Origin of the sequence: Saccharothrix sp. CB00851, from assembly GCF_001905065.1 — a bacterium.
In the GTDB taxonomy this organism is placed as follows: domain Bacteria; phylum Actinomycetota; class Actinomycetes; order Mycobacteriales; family Pseudonocardiaceae; genus Actinosynnema.
This window is the reverse complement of record NZ_LWLC01000009.1, coordinates 35,873-53,546: the sequence shown is the minus strand read 5'-3', so window position 1 is coordinate 53,546 and position 17,674 is coordinate 35,873. Positions and strand designations below refer to the sequence as shown.

The following is a 17,674-nucleotide window of genomic DNA, read 5'->3' as shown; positions in this document are numbered from 1 at the left end:
TGGACTCGTTCCGGAAATGTGTGCTACAAATCTCAGCGCAGTAGCGTGTCTTTGTACGACATCCAGTCGTTCCGCACCGGGCGTGTCGCCGAGCGCCACGCAGGCCCGACCTTCACGTACTCGCATCCCGCCCGCGGCGCGGTAGGCCGCCACTTCAGGCGCGACGACCGGGCCGGGCCCGCGGGGTGAGTCCGACGCACACCCCTACCGCGCACACCGCCGCCGCGTAATCCGAATCCGTCGCCGTTCGAGTGCCCCAGAGGAGTGGCCATGCGACACAGGTTCGCGCGCCTTCTTTCGATCGCAGGTTGCGCGCTGGTGCTGATGGGACTTGCGTCCGCGCCCGCACCCGCGCACCCGGAGGGCTTCCACGTGCTGCTGTTCAGCAAGACCGCCGCCGGGGCCTACCGGCACGACTCGATCCCCGCCGGGATCACGATGTTCGAGCAGCTGGCCGCGCAGCACGAGTGGGAGCTGACCAGGAGCGAGGACTCGTCGATCTTCAACGACGCCGCGCTCGCCACGTTCGACGTGGTCGTCATGCTCCAGACCTCCGGCATGGTGTGGGACAACGACGCCCAGCGCGCCGCGGCGCAGAAGTACATGCGCGGTGGTGGCGGCTTCGTCGCCATCCACAACGCGACGGACATGAACATCGAGCAGCAGTTCCCGTGGTGGGACCAGATGCTCGGCGCGACCATGACCCAGCACTCGGCCACCGTGACGGGCACCGCGAAGGTAGCCGACCGCAAGCACCCGTCCGGCACGGCGCTGCCGGACCGGTGGACGCGCACCGAGGAGTGGTACAACTTCACCCGCTCGGTCCGCGGCAACGCGCACGTGCTGGTGACCGCCGACGAGACGACGTACGACCCCGGCACGAGCCGGATGGGCTACGACCACCCGATCTCGTGGTGCCGCAACTTCGAGGGCGGTCGGCTGTGGGCCACCGCCATGGGCCACCAGGCGTCCAGCTACTCGGAGCCGCTCTTCCGCGAGCATGTCAGGGGCGGCGTCGAGTCGGCGGGCGGCAAGGTCCAGTCGGACTGCGGTCCCACGGTGTGGAGCAGCTTCGAGAAGGTCGCGCTGGACGACAACACCGTCGGACCGGCCGCGCTCGACGTCGCCAAGGACGGCCGGGTGTTCTACGCCGAGTACGGCGGCAAGGTGAAGGTCTACAAGCCGGACACCCGCACCACGGTCACCGCCGCCACGCTCAGCGTCTACACCGGCGGTGAGGACGGCCTGACCGGTCTCGCGCTCGACCCGAACTTCGCCACCACCAAGTGGATCTACCTGATGTACTCCCCCGCGGGTGGCGGCGAGGACATCGCACGGGTTTCCCGGTTCACCGTGAACGGTGACGCGTTGGACCCGGCCAGCGAACGGGTGGTCATGAAGGTGCCGTCGTCACGGCAGGCGCCGGAGCCCGGCCACACCGGCGGCTACATCGCGTTCGGCCCGAACGGCAACCTCTACATCGGCACCGGTGACGACGTCCAGCCGCACCGCTCGGACGGCTACGCGCCGATCGACGAGCGGCCGGGCTGGGCGAGCAACGACGTGCAGGCCACCTCCGCCAACACCAACGACCTGCGCGGCAAGATCCTGCGCATCCACCCGGAGACCAACGGGACCTACACGATCCCGGCCGGCAACATGTTCGCGCCGGGCACGGCCAGGACGAGGCCCGAGATCTACGCGATGGGCTTCCGCAACCCGTTCCGGTTCTCGGTGCACCCGACCACGGGGGTGGTCTACGCGGCCGACTACGGCCCGGACGCGGCCAACGACAACCCGAACCGCGGACCCGGTGGCACCGTGGAGTGGAACATCATCTCTTCGCCGGGCTTCTACGGCTGGCCGTACTGCATCGGCGACAACATCCCGTTCAACGACTACAACTTCGCCACCGGCCAGTCGGGCGCGAAGTTCAACTGCGACCGGCCGGTGAACAACTCGCCCAACAACACCGGCCTGACCGAGCTGCCCGCCGCGCGCAAGGCCGACGTCTGGTACGGCAACGGCGCGAACGGCAACAAGTTCCCGGAGATGGGCAGCCCCTCGGGTGGCGAGGCGCCCGGCGCGTTCCCGATCTACCAGTACGACGCGAACAACCCGTCGCCCACCAAGTTCCCGGCCTACTTCGACCAGACGCCGTTCTTCGGCGAGTGGTCGCGCAACCGGATGTGGGAGTTCCGCCTCGGCCAGGACGGGAAGCTGTTGAAGATCAACGACTTCCTGTCGAACCTGAGCTTCAAGTCGCCGCTGGACATGAAGTTCGGCCCGGACGGTGGCATGTACCTGCTGGAGTGGGGCTCCGGCTATGGTCGGGACAACCCCGACTCCGGGCTCTACCGCATCGATTACCGCAGCGGCGACCGGAGCCCGGTCGCGACCGCGACGGCCTCACCCACCTCGGGTCCGGCGCCGCTATCCGTCCGGTTCTCCAGCGCCGGTTCCGGTGACCCGGAAGGCGGTCCGGTGACCTACCGCTGGGAGTTCGGTGACGGCACCACGTCCACCGAGGCCAACCCCACGCACATCTACACCGGGAGGGGGCAGTTCAACGCCAAGCTCACCGTCACCGACGTCGGCGGGAAGTCCGGTGTCACCAGCGTGGTCGTGACCTCGGGCAACACCGCGCCGACGGTGAACCTGAGCATCCCGGACGGCGGTGTGTTCGGCTGGGGCGACACGATCCCGTACACGGTCACCGTCACCGATCCCGAGGACGGCGCGGTCGACTGCGGCCGGGTGACCACCACCCCGGCACTGGGCCACGACCAGCACGCGCACGACCTCTCGCCGATCCCCGGCTGCACGGGCACGTTCAAGGCGGAGACCGACACCGCGCACGCCGAGCTGAACTCGTTCTGGGTGGCGGCGAGCAAGTACACCGACAACGGCACGACCGGTGTGCCCGCGCTGGACGGCAGCCGGAAGGTCCTGCTGCAGCCCAAGCGCAAGCAGGCCGAGTACTTCACGGGTTCCTCCGGCGTGCGGGTCGTGTCGCAGGCCGGGGCGGAGTCGGGTGCGCGGATCGGCGACATCGGCAACAACGACTGGATCTCGTACACCCCGTACAACCTCACCGGTGTCAACCAGGTGTCCCTGCGGCTGTCCTCGCCGAGTGGTGGGGGCACGGTCGAGCTGCGCGCCGGATCGCCGACGGGTGCGCTGATCGCCACGGTCCCGGTGCCGAGCACCGGCGGCTGGGACAACTACGTCAGCACACCCGCGGTGAACGTCACCAACCCCGGTGGCACCACGGAGTTGTTCCTGGTGTTCAAGACCGGTTCGGTGAACAACTTCGACGTCGACTCGCTGACGTTCGTCGGACCAGGGGTCGGCACACCGGGCACCGGCGGGACCGGCCGCATCGTGGGCATCGGCGGCAAGTGCGTCGACGTCAACGGTAATGGCACCGCGGACGGCACGAAGGTTCAGCTGTGGACGTGCAACGGCGGCGCCAACCAGACGTGGACGCGCACCGGGCAGACGTTCCAGGCGTTGGGCAAGTGCCTCAACGTCCAAGGTGGCAGCACTGCGGACGGCGCGCTGGTGCAGCTGTGGACGTGCAACGGCTCGGCTGCCCAGAACTGGTCGGTGCAGTCCGACGGCACGATCCGCAACGGCACCAGATGCCTCGATGCCTACGGCGGCAGCTCGGCCGACGGCGCCCAGCTGATCATCTGGACTTGCAACGGCGGCGCCAACCAGCGGTGGGCGCTGTGAGCAGGCGACCACCGGCCACCCGGCCGCGCTCCTCGTGGACCTCGGTCACCGCTTTGGTCACCACGTTCGTGCTGGGGTTCGCCGTGGCATTCGTGTCCGTGTCGTGGGCGTCGGGTCCGGATGCGACGCAGCGTCGGATCGCGGAGTTGCAGGAGGAGGAAGCACGGCGCGACGTCGAGCAGGTCGGTGCGTTGATCGAGCTGGCCCGGGGTGGGCGGGAGCGCTTGGTACCGGTGCTGGAGGCGATGGCCCGAGCCGTTCCGCTCGACGGCTCGGTACCTCCGACCGCGCCCACTGTTGAGGAGGTGCGTGGGTGGCGTGAGGTGGTGGGGCGAGAGGTGGAGCGGTATGCGGAGACGCCGTCGGCTGGGAACGGGGTGAACGTCGCACGCACTGGGCTGCGGACCGCCGTTCAGCAGCTCGCCGCTGCCGTTGACGGGTTCGCCGTGGCTGTCAGCGCTCCGGTGGTGGGGGCCGATCTGCTGGTTCTGGCCGGTGTGCAGCGCACACTGGCGGTGCGCGCTTGGTCGGTCGCTGCGCTTCAGCTGGATGTGATCAGTGTCGAGGCGGGCAAGGGTCACGTGCACGTCCAGTTGCCCGCCGGGCCGGGCTCCGGTGCGATCCCTGCTGACACCGCTCCGGAAGGTGGCTGAGAAGATCAAAAGATAAGAGCATGTCCTCGCCGGACGGGCAGATCAGCAGGATGACCTCCCGCTCGTTCCGCCTCGGTCTCGTTTCGTCGGGGACGTCCTGTTGCGTCGTGGTCCCGGACTCCGTGTCACCCCACCGACCTCCCTCCGGGCTACCACACGTGTCAAGGGCGGCGCGCGGTCCCAGTGAAGTGACAGTCGAAGTTGGACGCGCCGCCCTTGACACGTGCGGTAGGGCAAAGCCAGGTCGGCGGGATGACACGAAGCCCTCCTATTGGGGAGAAGGACGTGCCCATTGCACAGCGCGCGGGGGTCGCCGACGAGCGCGGAGTCGAGCGGGCCCGGGGCGTGTGCGGCGGCGTTGCTTCCGCTTTCACATGGGAGGGGTTCGTGTCATCCCGCCGACCTGGCGTAGCCCTACCGCACGGGTCAAGGGGGCCTCGTGCCAGCGCTGCCTCATACTCCGACTTCGAGGCCCCCTTGACGCGTGTGGTAGCCCGGAGGGAGGTCGGTGGGATGACACGTACCCCGGGACCACCAACCCACCCGGAGTTCCCGACGGAACAAGAGGAAGCCGGAACCGAGGGATGTCATCCTGCTGATCTGCCCGTCCGGCGAGGACATGCTTTTCCAGGCTCTTACCCCGCACCACCTACGGGCCAGACAGGGGATCAGATCTGGTCCGGTTCATCGAGCGGACCGTGCTCGAACCAGTCGAACCAAGCGGTGCCCTCGGTGACGTACATGCCGATCACCCGGCCGGTGAACCCGGTCGCCACCTCCGTCGACAGGTACCTCCCGTCCAACTCGGCCATCGGCTCCGGGTCGTCGCCCACGTGGAAGGCGACGTAGTCCGGAGCGGCGACGTGCAGGCCCGACCTCCGCTCTTCCCCCTCCGACCACTTCCGCACCGGCCGCGTGGTGATCACCAACGACAGCGGGCCGGGTGGGACGGGGCGGGTGGCCACGACCTGGCGCACGGGGCCGATGCGGGCGATGACGGCGGCCCGCCCGTCGGCCACCTCCAAGTCGTAGTGGTGGCCCTCGTCCAACCGCACCGACAGCCCGGCACGACCGGCGGAGTGATCAACCGCGACCGCGGTTCGGCTCACCATGTACTGCTGCCGTCGACCGAGGAACGTGCAGCCGGGCCGGTCCAGCGTGGATCCGGTGGCGTGCAGTGCGAGCCACCCTGGCCGTTCGGTCAGCGACCATGAGCCGTCGGCGCGCGACCGCGGCGAGATCCACCGCGGTTCGAGCGCCGGTGCGTCGAAGTCGTCCCGCCCTGGTGCCTCCGCCACCGGCCGGGCGCCGCTCGGCGCCCGCTCACGCAAGTTGACCGGACCGACCCGAGGCCAGCCGTCCTCCCACCGCACCGGCGTGAGGAACGTTTCCCGGCCCAGCACGTGGAACTTCGGGCTGTACCCGACGGGTCGGGTGGCCAGCAGCACCATCCACCACTCGCCGTCCGGTGTGGTGACGAGGTCGGCGTGGCCGGTGCTCTGGATCGGGTGGTTCGTGCTGCGGTGCGACAGGACCGGGTTGGTCGGCGCCGGCTCCCACGGGCCCAGGGGCGAGCGGGCCCGTGCCATGGCCACGGTGTGGCCGCGTTCGGTGCCGCCCTCGGCGATCATCAGGTACCACCAGTCCCCGATGCGGTACAGGTGAGGTGCCTCCGGCCACTGCAACCCCGTACCGGCCCACGCGGGGACCGGACCTTCCAGCACCTTCCCGGCCTCGGGGTCGATCCGGGCGACTTGCACGCCGGAGAAGGTCGGCCCGTGGGCGCCCGCGAAGGAGCACCAGCAATGACCTTCGTCGTCCCACGCCAGGTCGGGGTCGATACCGGGCAGGTCGATCCACACCGGGTCCGACCACGGACCTTCCGGCCGTTCGGCGGTGACGATGAAGTTGCCGCCGTGCGAGACGTTGGTGGTGATCATCCAGAACCGGCCGTCGTGGTGCCGGATCGTGGGTGCGTAGATGCCGTCGGACGCCATCGCGTCGTCCGGCAGCGGCAGCTGGGACGGGCGGTCCAGGACGTTGCCGATCTGCCGCCAGTGCACCAGGTCCCGGCTGTGGAACAACGGCACACCCGGGAAGTACTCGAAGCTGGAGCACACCAGGTAGTAGTCCTCCCCCACCCGGCACACGCTCGGATCGGGGTGGAACCCGGGTACCACGGGGTTGTCGAAGAAAGATGCCTCGGACTGCGGTGAGGTCATGGTTTCCCTTGTTGTGCGAGGTGTTCAGCCCTTGAAGGCGCCGTCGAGGATCCCGGCGACCATGCGGCGACCGACGAGGACGAACAGGAAGACCAGCGGGATGGTGGCCAGGAAGGAACCCGACATGGCCAGCCCGAGGTCGACGTCGTAGCTGTTCTGCAGCGCCTTGATCGCGATCTGCGCGGTGTACCGCTCGGGCGACTTGAGCACGATGAACGGCCACAGGAAGTCGTTCCACGCGGTGACGAACCCGAACAGGCCCAGCACGAACGCCGCCGGCCGCACGATCGGGAACGCGATCCGCCAGAACACCTGCCACGTGGACGCGCCGTCGATCCGGGCGGCCTGCATCAGCTCGTCGCTGATCGTCGCGGAGATGTGCTGGCGCATCCAGAAGATGCCGAACGCGCTGGCCAGGCCGGGCACGATCAGCGCCTGCAGGGTGTCGACCCAGCCCAGCTCCGACATGATCAGGTACTGCGGGATGACCGAGAGCTGCGTCGGCACGGTCATGGTCAGCACGACGATCAGGAACAGGGTGTTGCGGCCGGGGAAGCGCAGCTTGGCGAAGGCGAACCCGGCCAACGCGCACAGCAGCGCCTGCCCCACGCCGATCGCGGTCGCCACGGCCAGGCTGTTGAGCAGCGACTGCACGAACGGCACCGTCTCCAGCACCAGCCCCAGCAGGTGGAAGAAGTTGCCGCCCGGCACGATCTCGGGCGGCATCTTCGTCGCGGTGGCGGTGTCGGTGGTGGCGACGATGAACATCCAGTACAGCGGGAACAGGCACACCACGGTGGCCGCACCCAGCAGCAGGTAGGTCCACCAGCGGACCCGGTCGATCGGCCGGTGGCGCGGTGCGGTGCTCGTCATCGGTCCGCCTTGATCCGGGTGGACAGCAGGTAGTTGATCGCCGCGATCGCGACCACCATGACGAACAGGGCGACCCCGATCGCCGAGCCGTAGCCGAACTCGAACTGCCCGAAGCCCTGCTCGTACAAGAACAGCGTCAGCGTCTGGCACTGCCGAACCGCGCCGCAGGTCAGCGGCGCGCCCGAGGCGATCAGCAGTGGTTCGGTGAAGATCTGCAGGCCGCCGATGGTCGAGGTGACCACGGTGAAGATGATCACCGGCCGCAGCGACGGGACGGTGATGTGGCGGAACCGCTGCCACGGTCCCGCCCCGTCGATCGCCGCCGCCTCGAACACCGACCTGGGCACCGACTGCAGCGACGCGAGGTAGAGCAGCGTCGTGTAGCCGAACCACCGCCAGGTCACCATCGTGGCGATGAGGACGTGGCTGCCCCAGGTGGACTGCACGAAGTCGACCGGTTCGACGCCGACCAGCCCGAGCAGCCAGTTGAGCAACCCGTAGTCGCGGTCGAACAGCTGCGCGAAGACGATCGCGGTGGCCGCCACCGACGTGACGTACGGGACCAGCACCGACATGCGGAAGAACAACGCGAACCGCAGTCGTGCGTGGTTGAGCACGTGCGCCAGCACCAGTGCCAGCAGCAGCTGCGGGATGGTGGACAGCGCCCAGATGCTCAGCGTGTTGCCGGTGGCGTTCCAGAACCGGGGGTCGCCGAACATCCGGGTGAAGTTGTCCACGCCGATGAACACCTGGTCGCCGATGGGGTTCCAGTCGAACAGCGCGACGTAGAAGGTGAAGGCGAACGGGAACAGCCCGAACACCCCGAAGATGACGAAGAACGGGGCAATGTAGGCGTACGGCGACAGGCGCTCCCCCAGCCCGCGCGCCTTCGGTGCGGCGGGCGGTGGCAGGTCGGCCGTGGGCAGCGGGGTGAGCGTGGCGGTCACGGCGTCACTCGCCGATGGCGGTCTTGATGTTGCGCACCGCGTCGTCCCACGCCGTCGCCGGGTCACCGCCGCTCTGCTCGACGTTGGTGATGGCGTTGAGGAACTCCTGGCCGATCGCCGCGCTGTCCGGGCCGATGTAGAACGGCTTGAGCCCCAGCAGCGAGTCGGTGTAGATCTTGCCGGTCGGCGCGTCGGAGAAGAACGGGTCCTTGGCGTCGGTGAGCTTGGCGTCCTGGTAGACCGAGGGGGTGGAAGGCAGTGCGCCGACGCGGGCGAAGTGCTCCAGCTGGCCCTGCGGTGACTGCATCTCCTTGATGTAGTTCCAGGCGGCCTGCGGGTTCTTGGCGCGCTTCGGGATGGCCAGGTAGCTGCCGCCCCAGTTGCCGGAAGCACCGGGGATCTTCGCGATGTCCCACTTGCCCTTGGTGTCGGGTGCGGTGCTGCGGATGCTGTTGAGCATCCAGGACGGTGCGGACACGGCGGCGTACTGGCCCTGCGCCATGCCGGCGCTCCACGCGCTCTCGAACGAGGACTGCCCGGCCGTGATGCCGGCGGTCGCGGCCTTGATGCCGAGGTCGAACGCCGCCTTCACCTGCGGGTTGGTGCTGTAGACCAGCTTGCGGTCCGCGCTGTAGTACTTCTCCGAGACCTGGTTGACCGCCTGGTAGAACACGCTGGTCGCCGCGTTGTCGGTGAACGCCTTGCCGGTGGCCTGCTTGTAGCGCTTGCCGGTCTCGATGAACGCGTCCCACGTCGGCCACAGCGCGCTCACGGCCTCGCGGTCGGTGGGCAGGCCGGCGGCGGCGAACAGGTCGGTCCGGTAGGCCACCGCCATGCCGCCGACGTCGGTGGGCACGCCCAGCACCTCGCCGTCCTTGGCGACGCTCTGGTTCCACACCCAGTCCAGGTACTCGCCCTTGATGTCGTCGGCGCCCAGCGTCCGCAGGTCCACGAAGTTCTGCGGCTGCTCCACGAACTGCGGCAGGTTGTCGCCCTGGATCAGCACCAGGTCGGGCACCTTCCCGCCGGCCAGCGCGGTGGTCAGCGACTGGGCGGTCTCGGTCGAGGTGCCCACCTCGGTCAGCTTGATCTCGATGTCCGGGTGCTTCGCCGTGTACGCGTCGACGGTCAGCTTCTGGTTGATGGCGGAGAACGACCAGAACTCGAACGACTTGCCGTCCCCTCCCCCGCCGCCTCCCGTGCCGGGTGTGCAGGCGGCGACGAGGGCCAGGACCGCGGCAGTGCTGAGCAGGGGCAAGCGGAGTTTCACGGCGCTTCTCCAAGGTGTGCGAGAAAAACAGGCGGCACCGCCACCTCGCGGTGGGCCACCGCGGGTCGGCGATCGCGTGAACCGGGTCGAGTGCCTGCCGCACCGTGCGGCCGAAAGTTTCGCTCTCAACTCCGATTGTTAGCGCTCACGACAGTAAGCTGTGTCACAAGGGTCGTCAAGAACTCTTGTGCCGCCTGCCTTCCCCCGCCGAAGCACTCCCCTCTCAGGACTCGTCAACCGATCAAACTTTGTGAACGCGAACTATCTAAGCTACGCGGCGAACTGCCACCAGTTGACGTTGAACAGGTAGCCGCTCCCACCGGTGAACCGCAGGTACAGGTCACGGGTGCCGGTCGCACCGCTGACCGGGCACGAGACCGTGGTCCAGTTCTGCCAGCCACCGGTACCGGAAACCCCGCAGCGACCGACCACCGCACCGCTCGGACCGTCCAGCCGGACCTCGATGGTGCCGCCCGCGGCGGCCGAGGCGACCCGCGCGCTGAACGTCCTCGCGCCCGTGCCGAACGCGGCACCCTTCACCTTGATGTAGTCGCCGTTCTCGATCCAGCCGACGTTCATCCCACCCTCGGAGGACGGTTCGGTCTCGATGCCCGACCCCCAGGCGATGGTTTCGGCTTCCTGGCGCACGAACGGGTTCAACGTGCCCGCCTGCGGCGCTCCACTCGTGGTCATGTTGATGGTCGGGATCGTCCCGTCGGCGTTGTAGCTGAACCGCTCCACCGCCACGGAACGCGTGAAGCCGCCGCCGCCCGGCAAGGCGCCGTTGTGGTAGAAGAAGTAGGAGCTGCCCTTGAAGTCGATGATCCCGGCGTGGTTGGTGAAGCTGCTGCCCTGCGTGGGCATGATCGTGCCGCGGTAGGTCCACGGCCCGGTCGGGGTGGGCGCGGTGGAGTAGGCGATGAACTCCGAGCAGCACTTCGCCGCGAACACGTTGTAGTACAGCCCGTTCCGCTTGTAGACCCAGGGGCCTTCCTCGTAGAGGGTGGGCCTGGCCGCGTCACCGGTCCGGGTGCCGAAGCCCGCCGTGGTGAGCGGGATCCGGGTGGGGCTGCCCGAGAACGAGGTCATGTCGGCGTTGAGCCGCACGTACCACAGGTTCGGGTTGCCCCAGTACAGGTACGCCTGGCCGTTGTCGTCGATGAAGACGCTCGGGTCGATCTCGCCGTTCTCCACCAGCGGGCGGCCGAGGGCGTCGCGGAACGGACCGGTGGGGCTGTCCGAGACGCCCACGCCGATCGCCATCCGGCCGGTGGCCCGGTTGACCACCGGCACGTACCAGTAGAACTTGCCGTTGCGGTGGATCGCCTGCCCCGCCCACGCGTCCTGCTTGGCCCAGGCGAACGTGCCCACGTTCATCGGCGCGCCGTGGTCGGTCCAGTTGACCATGTCGTCGGAGGACCAGACCCGCCACTCCTTCATGGTGAACCAGGTCGAGCCGTCCTCGTCGTGCCCCGTGTAGAGGTAAACGCGTCCGTTGTGGACCAGGGGCGCCGGGTCGGCGGTGTAGATGTGCTGCACGATCGGGTTGTCGGCCTTGGCCGTCGCGGGTGCGAGCACCAAGGCGCAGAGGAGCGCGGTGAGCAGGGCTCCCGCCCGTCGGATCGTCGGGGAAGACAGCGTCGGTGTCATGCGGCGAACCTCGTCCACTTCTGGTTGTTCTGCCCGTTGCAGGTCCACAGGATCAGCGTGGAGCCGTTGGCGGTGGCCGCCTGGTTGACGTCCAGGCACAGACCCGCCTGCGCGTTGCGGATGGAACCGTCGCCCTGGAACGTCCAGCGCTGGTTGGCCTGGCCGTTGCACGGCCACGTGATGACCCGGGTGCCGTTGGTCGTGCCCTGGTTGTAGGCGTCGAGGCACTTGTCGCCGAAGACGCGGATCTCACCGTTGCCCCACGTCGTCCACAGCTGGTTGGCCGCGGTGTGGCAGTCCCAGATGAGGGTCGCCGCGCCGGCGGCGGTCGAGGCGTTGTCCACGTCCACGCAGCGGCCGGAACCGGTGCCGCGCAGGCGCGAGGTCGTGGCGGGTGACGGCGTGCCGCCGGAGACCCGGAAGACGGCCGAGCCGTGCGCCGGGACGTTCGCGCTGATCTGGCCGGTGCTGCCGGACGTGGCCCCGGTCCACAGGTCGGTGAGGGTGAACGAACCGCCGGTCAGGCCGACCTGCGCGGCGGTGGTCGAGATGGTGGCGCTGCCGCTGCCCCGGTTGATCAGGCCGACGGCGACCGAGCCGTCCGACAGGGCCTTCGCGAAGACTTCGGTGTTGCCGTCGTCGCGGACCCGTCGGCCGCCCGCGCCCAGCCGGTCCTGGTTGACCGCGATCAGCCGCGGGTTGCGCAGGACGGCGCTGATGTCGGACGACATGGTGCGGATGTCGTTGCCCGCCATGAGGGGTGAGGCCATCAACGCCCACAGGGCGAAGTGCGTGCGCGACTCGGTGAGGGTCAGGCCGGGTCGACCGACGACGAGCATGTCGGGGTCGTTCCAGTTGCCCGGACCGGTCTGCGCGGCCAGCGGCGCGGTGACGTCGAGGACGTTGCCCACGCCCATGGGGTAGCTGTTGACGTTGCCGTTCTGCCAGATGTCCAGCAGGTCCTCGGTGGTGCGCCAGAGGTCGGCGACTTCGCCCCAGTCGTACTTGTCGCCTGTAGGCGCGTGGAAGCTGTTGGAGTTGATGCTGTAGACGATCGGGCGGCCGGTGGCGCGCAGGGCGTCCCGCATGATGGTGAACCGGGCGACCTGCTCGTCGCGGGTGCCGCTGCCCGAGCACCAGTCGTACTTGAGGTAGTCCACGCCCCAGGACGCGAACGTGCGGGCGTCCTGGACCTCGTGGCCCTTGCTGCCGGTGGAGCCGGGGTGGGTGCCGACGCCCTGGGCGCAGGTCTTCTCGTTGGGTGCCTGGTAGATGCCGAACTTCAGGCCGCGGGCGTGGATGTAGTCGCCGAGCGCCTTCATGCCGCTGGGGAACTTCGTCGGGTGGGCGCGCAGGTTGCCCGCGGAGTCGCGCTGCGGGTCGAACCAACAGTCGTCCACGACCACGTACTGGTAGCCGGCGTCGCGCATGCCGGAGGACACCATCGCGTCGGCGGCTTGCCGGACCTGCGCCTCGGTGATGCCGCAGCCAAAGCTGTTCCAGCTGTTCCAGCCCATCGGCGGGGTGAGCGCCGGGCTGCCGGGCGCGGCCTGGGCGACCGGGGCGGCGGTCGGGGCGGCGGCGAGCACGCCCAGTGCCGTGACGGCCGCCAGACCGAGGTGGAGGAGTCGTCCACGGGTACGGGTGGGCATCATTGCCCCTTTCCGCTTCGACGAGGACGCCGCCGACGTCGGACGGTCGGCGGCGCGGGGTTCGAGCAGGGGTTCGAGAGCCGTCCGGAGCTGGCTTTCCTGACGCGGCGGAGTCACACCGGAAGCGGAGCGGCCTTGGTCGTGACGTCACCGTAACCAGCGGCGCACAGCGAGGTCAAAGCTAAATTTGTGAGCGCTAACTTTAGCTTTTTGCGGCACCGACGATGGTTAACTCCTAAATTTTCCGCAGCGCTGAGCCGGTTTCGCGGCAGGTTACTCCGTTCAGTCCCTTGAACCTGCCCGTCGCGTCGTTTCGGCTTGTGAGCGTGCACAGACGCCCTGGCCCAGCTCTACCGCGACGGTGCGGGCACGGTCCGGACCGACTCGCCGAGCTGGACGGACATGGGGACGCGGTGCACCACGGGAGCGCTCTTGGTGCGCCTCCGCCGCTCCGACGCCGCGAACAGCACCTCCACCGCCTTCGCGCCCAGCTCGTGGTGCGGCAGGGCGATGGTGGTGAGGCGGGGCCGCACCCAGGACGCGATGGGGTGGTCGTCGTAGGAGACCACGGAGACGTCGTCCGGCACGGACAGCGCGGCCTCGGCGAGCGCCTGGTAGGCGCCGAACGCCAAGCGGTCGTTCAGGCAGACCAGTGCCCTCGGGCGGTGGTGGCGCAGGATCTCCCGGGTGGCGTCGTAGCCGTCCTCCGGCATCCACTTCGGGCACTGGTGCGCGCTGACCACCTCGACGCCCGCGGCCTCGAAGACCTGGAGCATGCCGATCAGGCGTTCCCTGGCGGCGATGCTGTTCGGCGGGACGTCGTCGAGCCCGGGACCCGCCCCGACCAGGTGGACGCCCTCCCGGTGACCCGCGTCCACGAGGATCCGCGCGGCGGCACGACCCGCCTCCACCTCGTCCGGCAGCACCGACGGCACGGGCGAGTACGCCGCGGGCAGGGCGTTGAGCAGCACGGCCGGACCGTCGTCCAGGCCCTCGGGCACGGCGACCGTCCGGGTGTACATCGCCGCGAAGATGATGCCGTCGACCCGGCGGTCGTGCATCGCCTCGACCAGGGCGCGCTCGACGTCGGGATCACCACCGCTCTCGCCGCAGAACAGCATGAAGCCCCGCTGGTGGGCGGCTTCCATCGCACCTTTGATCATGTTCCCGGCCAGCAGCGAGGACGCCACCGTGTCGGACACGAACCCGATCGTCTGGGTGTGCCCGGTGCGCAGGCCGACCGAGAGGGTGTTGCGCCGGTAGCCCAGCTCCTGCGCGGTCGACCGCACCCGCCGCTGCACGTCGTCGGAGATGCGCAGCTCGGCGCCGCGACCGGCCAGCACGAGGGACACGGTCGTGGTCGAGACACCGGTCGCCTTCGCCACGTCGGCCAGCGTGACGCGTCGTCGCCCCACTGCGCTCCTCCGTCCTCAAGGGACCGCCACCGGCCTTGACACCGGATCGGACCGTCCTGAAACTCTGGGAAGCTAACACGATTTAGCGCAGGTGAGGGAGAGCCTTGTCCGGTCCACGACGATCCAGCGCGGTCACCATCACCGCGCTGGCGGCGGCGCTCCTGGTCGGCTGCGCGGCGCCGGGCGGTGACCGGACGACCGGCGCGGCCACGTCGGCGGCCGTGACGTCCGAACCGGGCTGCGGCACCGGACCGGTCGTGCTGCGCGCCCGCTTCGAGGCCGGTTTCCCCTTGGCGAGGGCCCTCACCGACGAGTTCACCCGGCAGCACCCGGACGTGACGTGGGAGGTCCGCGAGGAGCAGTACGCGGTGTTGACGCAGAACGCGCCGCGCCTGCTGGCCGACGACCCGCCGGACCTCGTGCGGCTGCCCCAGGTGTCCGACCTCGCGGCCGACGGCCTGCTGCGCGACCTCGACGGTTACGCGGCGTGGTTCGGCTGGGACGACTGGCCCGCGGCGCACCTGCGGCAGCTGCGCGTGGACCCCGGCGGCCGGCCGCGCGGTACGGGTCCGCTGTACGCGATGGGCTTCTCCACGAGCGTGACCGGCGTGTTCTACAACAAGGACCTGGCGGCGCGGATCGGGTTCCGCGAGCCCTCGACGCTGGCGGAGTGGGACGACGCCCTGGCGCGGGCGAAGGACGCGGGCATCACGCCGCTGGCCGGGTTCAACTCGGGTGCCGCGGCCGGTCTCGCGTTCCCCCTGCAGGGCCTCATGGCCGCCTACGGCTCACCATCGGTGATCGACGCCTGGACCTTCCAGCAGCCCGGGGCGCGGATCGACACCCCGGCGAACACCGAGGCCGTGCGGCACCTGCGGCGGTGGCTGGCCGCCGGGTACTTCGACGCCGACCTCAACGCCACCGACTACGCGCGGATGCTCGACCGGTTCACCTCCGGCCGGGCGCTGTTCATGGTCGACGGCGACTGGGAGTCCGCGACGCTCGACCGGCTGATGCCGGGCCGGGTCGGCTTCTTCCTCGTGCCGCCGGTGCGGGCCGGTGAGCCGCGGGCGGCGATGACCGGACCGCCGACGTACGGCATCCCGGCCGGTGCGGCGCACCCCGACTGCGCGGCGTACTTCCTGAACTGGGCGGTCACCGACCGCGCGGCGCGCGAGATCACCGTGCGGGTCGGCGGGGCGCTCCCCCTCGGGCCGCCCGACGCGCACGTGCCCCCGGTCGAGCCGGGTTCGGTCACGGCCGCCACGCTCGCCGCCGCCGCCCGAGTCGCCGCGGACGGCACGGGCATGGACTTCATGGCCAACGCCACCCGCGCCGTCCTCGCCGAGAGCTGGACGCCGCGCCTGCAGGAGCTGGCGGCGGGCGAGTGCGAGCCGGACGACCTGCTGCGCGAGGTGCAGGCCGACTACGCCGACCAGGTCGACCGGTGAGGTGGCGGCGGGTCGGCTGGCTGTTCGTCCTGCCCGCGCTGGTGGTGTACGCGGTGTTCGTGCTGCGCCCGCTCGCGTTGACGGCCCAGTACTCGCTGTACCGGTGGGACGGTGTCGGCCCGTCCACGTGGGTCGGCCTGGCCAACTACCGGGAGGTGCTCACCGACCCCGACCTGTACGGCGCGATCGGTCACGCGCTGGTGCTCGTCGTGTTCTTCACCGGGCTGCCGGTGCCGCTGGGCCTGCTGGCCGCCGCGGTGATCCGGCGTGCCGCGACGAGGCCGGTGCGGGCGGTGCTGCTCCTGCCCCAAGCGGTGCCGTTGGTGGCGGCGGGGATCGCGTGGAGCCTGCTGCTGTCGTCCACGGGCGCGGTGAACCGGCTGCTGGACGTGGTCGGGCTGGGCGGTCTCTCGCGGGCGTGGCTGGGTGACTCGGCGACCGCGTTGGCGGCGGTGGGGCTGATCGGGGCGTGGGTGCTGCTCGGGCTGTGCACGACGTTGTTGCTGGCCGGCGCGGATCGCATCGACCCCGCGCTGTACGAGGCGGCACGGCTGGACGGCGCGGGTACCTGGGCGGAGTTCCGCGCGGTCACGCTGCCCGGCGTGCGGCGTGAGCTGGGGGTGTGCGTGGCCGTGACGGCGATCGCCGCGTTGGCGAGCTTCGACATCGTCTACGTCACCACGCGGGGCGGTCCGGGCAACGCCACGTCCGTGCCGGGCTTCGAGGTGTTCTCCCTGGCGTTCGCGCAGCGGGAGGTCGGCCTGGCCTCGGCGTTGGCCGTCGTGCTCGTGGTGCTGGTCCTGGCGGCGGTGGCACCCGCCTTGCGGTGGTCGCGGTGACCACCGGGCGGTGGGAGCGGGCGGCGCGGAGGCTGGTCCCGCTCGCGCTGGTCGTCGTGACGCTGGTGCCGTTCGCCGACCTGTTCGTGACCGCGCTGCACCCGCCGGGCACCTACCCACCGGGGCTGACCTGGCCGTCGGACCCGCACTGGTCGAACTTCGCCACGGCGTTCCGGTCCGCCGCGGTGGCCGACGTGCTGGCGTCCAGCGGCCTGATCGCGCTCGGCGTGGTCCCGCTGACGCTCGCCCTGGCGGCGCCGGCCGGCTACGCGCTCGGGCACCTCCGGTTCACCGGCCACCGCGCGGTGTTCGGACTGTTCGCGGTGGGGCTGGTGCTGCCGCTGGAAGCCATCGTCACGCCGCTCTACCAGCAGTTCAAGGACCTGGGTCTGCTCGACACCCGGTCCGGTCTGGTGGTGGCGCTGGCCGCGGTGCACCTGCCGTTCGCGGTGTTCTGGCTGCGCGCGCACTTCGCCGGTGTGCCACCGGAGCTGACCGACAGCGCCCGCCTGGACGGTGCCGGGCCGTGGCAGGTGTTCCGGCTGGTGCACCTGCCCCTGGCGCGGCCGGCGACGTCGTCGCTGGCGGTCCTGCTGCTGGTCTGGACGTGGAACCACTTCCTGCTGGCGATCGTGCTGGTCGACGACCCGGTGCGGCGGACGGCGGCGGGTGCGCTCGGCGCGTTCCAGGGGCGTTGGGGCACGGACGTGCCGCTGCTGTGCGCCGGGACGTTGTTGCTCATCACGCCGCTGCTCGCCGCGTTGGCCCTGCTTTACCGACAACGGAGCTAAAATTGTTTGCGTTAACTTTAGCGATCCGGGCCGCATTCGTTTCGGTACGAAACATTTTCGCGACGTCTTGACCCCGGCGTGGACCATCCTTCACAGTCTGAGGCACGACAGGTACGGGCGGTGACGACTACCGCACCCCTTCCGCGATTCAATTCGACATCGACACCTCGGAC

The 17,674-nt window shown here is 69.7% G+C and carries 12 protein-coding genes; 5 read left to right on the top strand and 7 right to left on the bottom strand.

Features of this window, described 5'->3' with window-relative positions; genetic code table 11:
* Positions 1 to 270: 270 nt before the first annotated feature.
* Both A6A25_RS10595 and A6A25_RS10590 read left to right on the top strand, forming a co-directional pair.
* Complete coding sequence (locus A6A25_RS10595) at positions 271 to 3,738, top strand: ThuA domain-containing protein (RefSeq protein WP_073888101.1); 3,468 nt, start codon at positions 271 to 273, stop codon at positions 3,736 to 3,738.
* Between the two features lie 53 nt (positions 3,739 to 3,791).
* A complete protein-coding gene (locus tag A6A25_RS10590; RefSeq protein WP_143193067.1) occupies positions 3,792 to 4,391 on the top strand; it encodes a hypothetical protein in 600 nt (199 codons plus the stop codon).
* A gap of 668 nt (positions 4,392 to 5,059) precedes the next feature.
* Here A6A25_RS10590 and A6A25_RS10585 read toward each other — a convergent pair.
* The 7 genes from A6A25_RS10585 to A6A25_RS10555 all read right to left on the bottom strand — a co-directional run bounded on the left by A6A25_RS10585 (position 5,060) and on the right by A6A25_RS10555 (position 14,420).
* A complete protein-coding gene (locus A6A25_RS10585; protein ID WP_073888100.1) occupies positions 5,060 to 6,613 on the bottom strand; it encodes a glycoside hydrolase family 43 protein in 1,554 nt (517 codons plus the stop codon).
* A gap of 24 nt (positions 6,614 to 6,637) precedes the next feature.
* Positions 6,638 to 7,486, bottom strand: coding sequence for a carbohydrate ABC transporter permease (locus A6A25_RS10580; protein WP_073888099.1), 849 nt, complete (start codon positions 7,484 to 7,486; stop codon positions 6,638 to 6,640).
* The gene (locus A6A25_RS10575; RefSeq protein WP_073888098.1) at positions 7,483 to 8,433 is read right to left on the bottom strand and encodes a carbohydrate ABC transporter permease; all 951 of its coding nucleotides are present in this window, start codon (positions 8,431 to 8,433) and stop codon (positions 7,483 to 7,485) included. Before A6A25_RS10575 ends, A6A25_RS10580 begins: the two co-directional genes overlap by 4 nt.
* A 4-nt stretch (positions 8,434 to 8,437) precedes the next feature.
* Positions 8,438 to 9,703, bottom strand: coding sequence for an extracellular solute-binding protein (locus tag A6A25_RS10570; protein WP_073888097.1), 1,266 nt, complete (start codon positions 9,701 to 9,703; stop codon positions 8,438 to 8,440).
* Positions 9,704 to 9,973: 270 nt separating this feature from the next.
* Complete coding sequence (locus tag A6A25_RS10565; RefSeq protein WP_083668240.1) at positions 9,974 to 11,353, bottom strand: glycoside hydrolase family 43 protein; 1,380 nt, start codon at positions 11,351 to 11,353, stop codon at positions 9,974 to 9,976.
* Positions 11,350 to 13,005, bottom strand: a complete 1,656-nt coding sequence (locus tag A6A25_RS10560) for a glycoside hydrolase family 27 protein (protein ID WP_073888205.1) — start codon at positions 13,003 to 13,005, stop codon at positions 11,350 to 11,352. Before A6A25_RS10560 ends, A6A25_RS10565 begins: the two co-directional genes overlap by 4 nt.
* A gap of 350 nt (positions 13,006 to 13,355) precedes the next feature.
* Positions 13,356 to 14,420 (bottom strand): LacI family DNA-binding transcriptional regulator, encoded by a 1,065-nt coding sequence (locus A6A25_RS10555; RefSeq protein WP_073888096.1) that lies wholly within the window; start codon positions 14,418 to 14,420, stop codon positions 13,356 to 13,358.
* A gap of 104 nt (positions 14,421 to 14,524) precedes the next feature.
* On the opposite strand from A6A25_RS10555, the gene A6A25_RS10550 reads away from it, so the two are divergent.
* Genes A6A25_RS10550 through A6A25_RS10540 form a run of 3 tightly spaced genes read left to right on the top strand, consistent with a single transcriptional unit; the run spans position 14,525 to position 17,501 of the window.
* Complete coding sequence (locus A6A25_RS10550) at positions 14,525 to 15,871, top strand: ABC transporter substrate-binding protein (protein WP_073888095.1); 1,347 nt, start codon at positions 14,525 to 14,527, stop codon at positions 15,869 to 15,871.
* Positions 15,868 to 16,710, top strand: a complete 843-nt coding sequence (locus A6A25_RS10545; RefSeq protein ID WP_198932641.1) for a carbohydrate ABC transporter permease — start codon at positions 15,868 to 15,870, stop codon at positions 16,708 to 16,710. The genes A6A25_RS10550 and A6A25_RS10545 overlap by 4 nt, the downstream gene beginning before the upstream one ends.
* Complete coding sequence (locus A6A25_RS10540; RefSeq protein ID WP_073888204.1) at positions 16,707 to 17,501, top strand: carbohydrate ABC transporter permease; 795 nt, start codon at positions 16,707 to 16,709, stop codon at positions 17,499 to 17,501. The genes A6A25_RS10545 and A6A25_RS10540 overlap by 4 nt, the downstream gene beginning before the upstream one ends.
* The last annotated feature ends 173 nt before the right edge of the window (positions 17,502 to 17,674 follow it).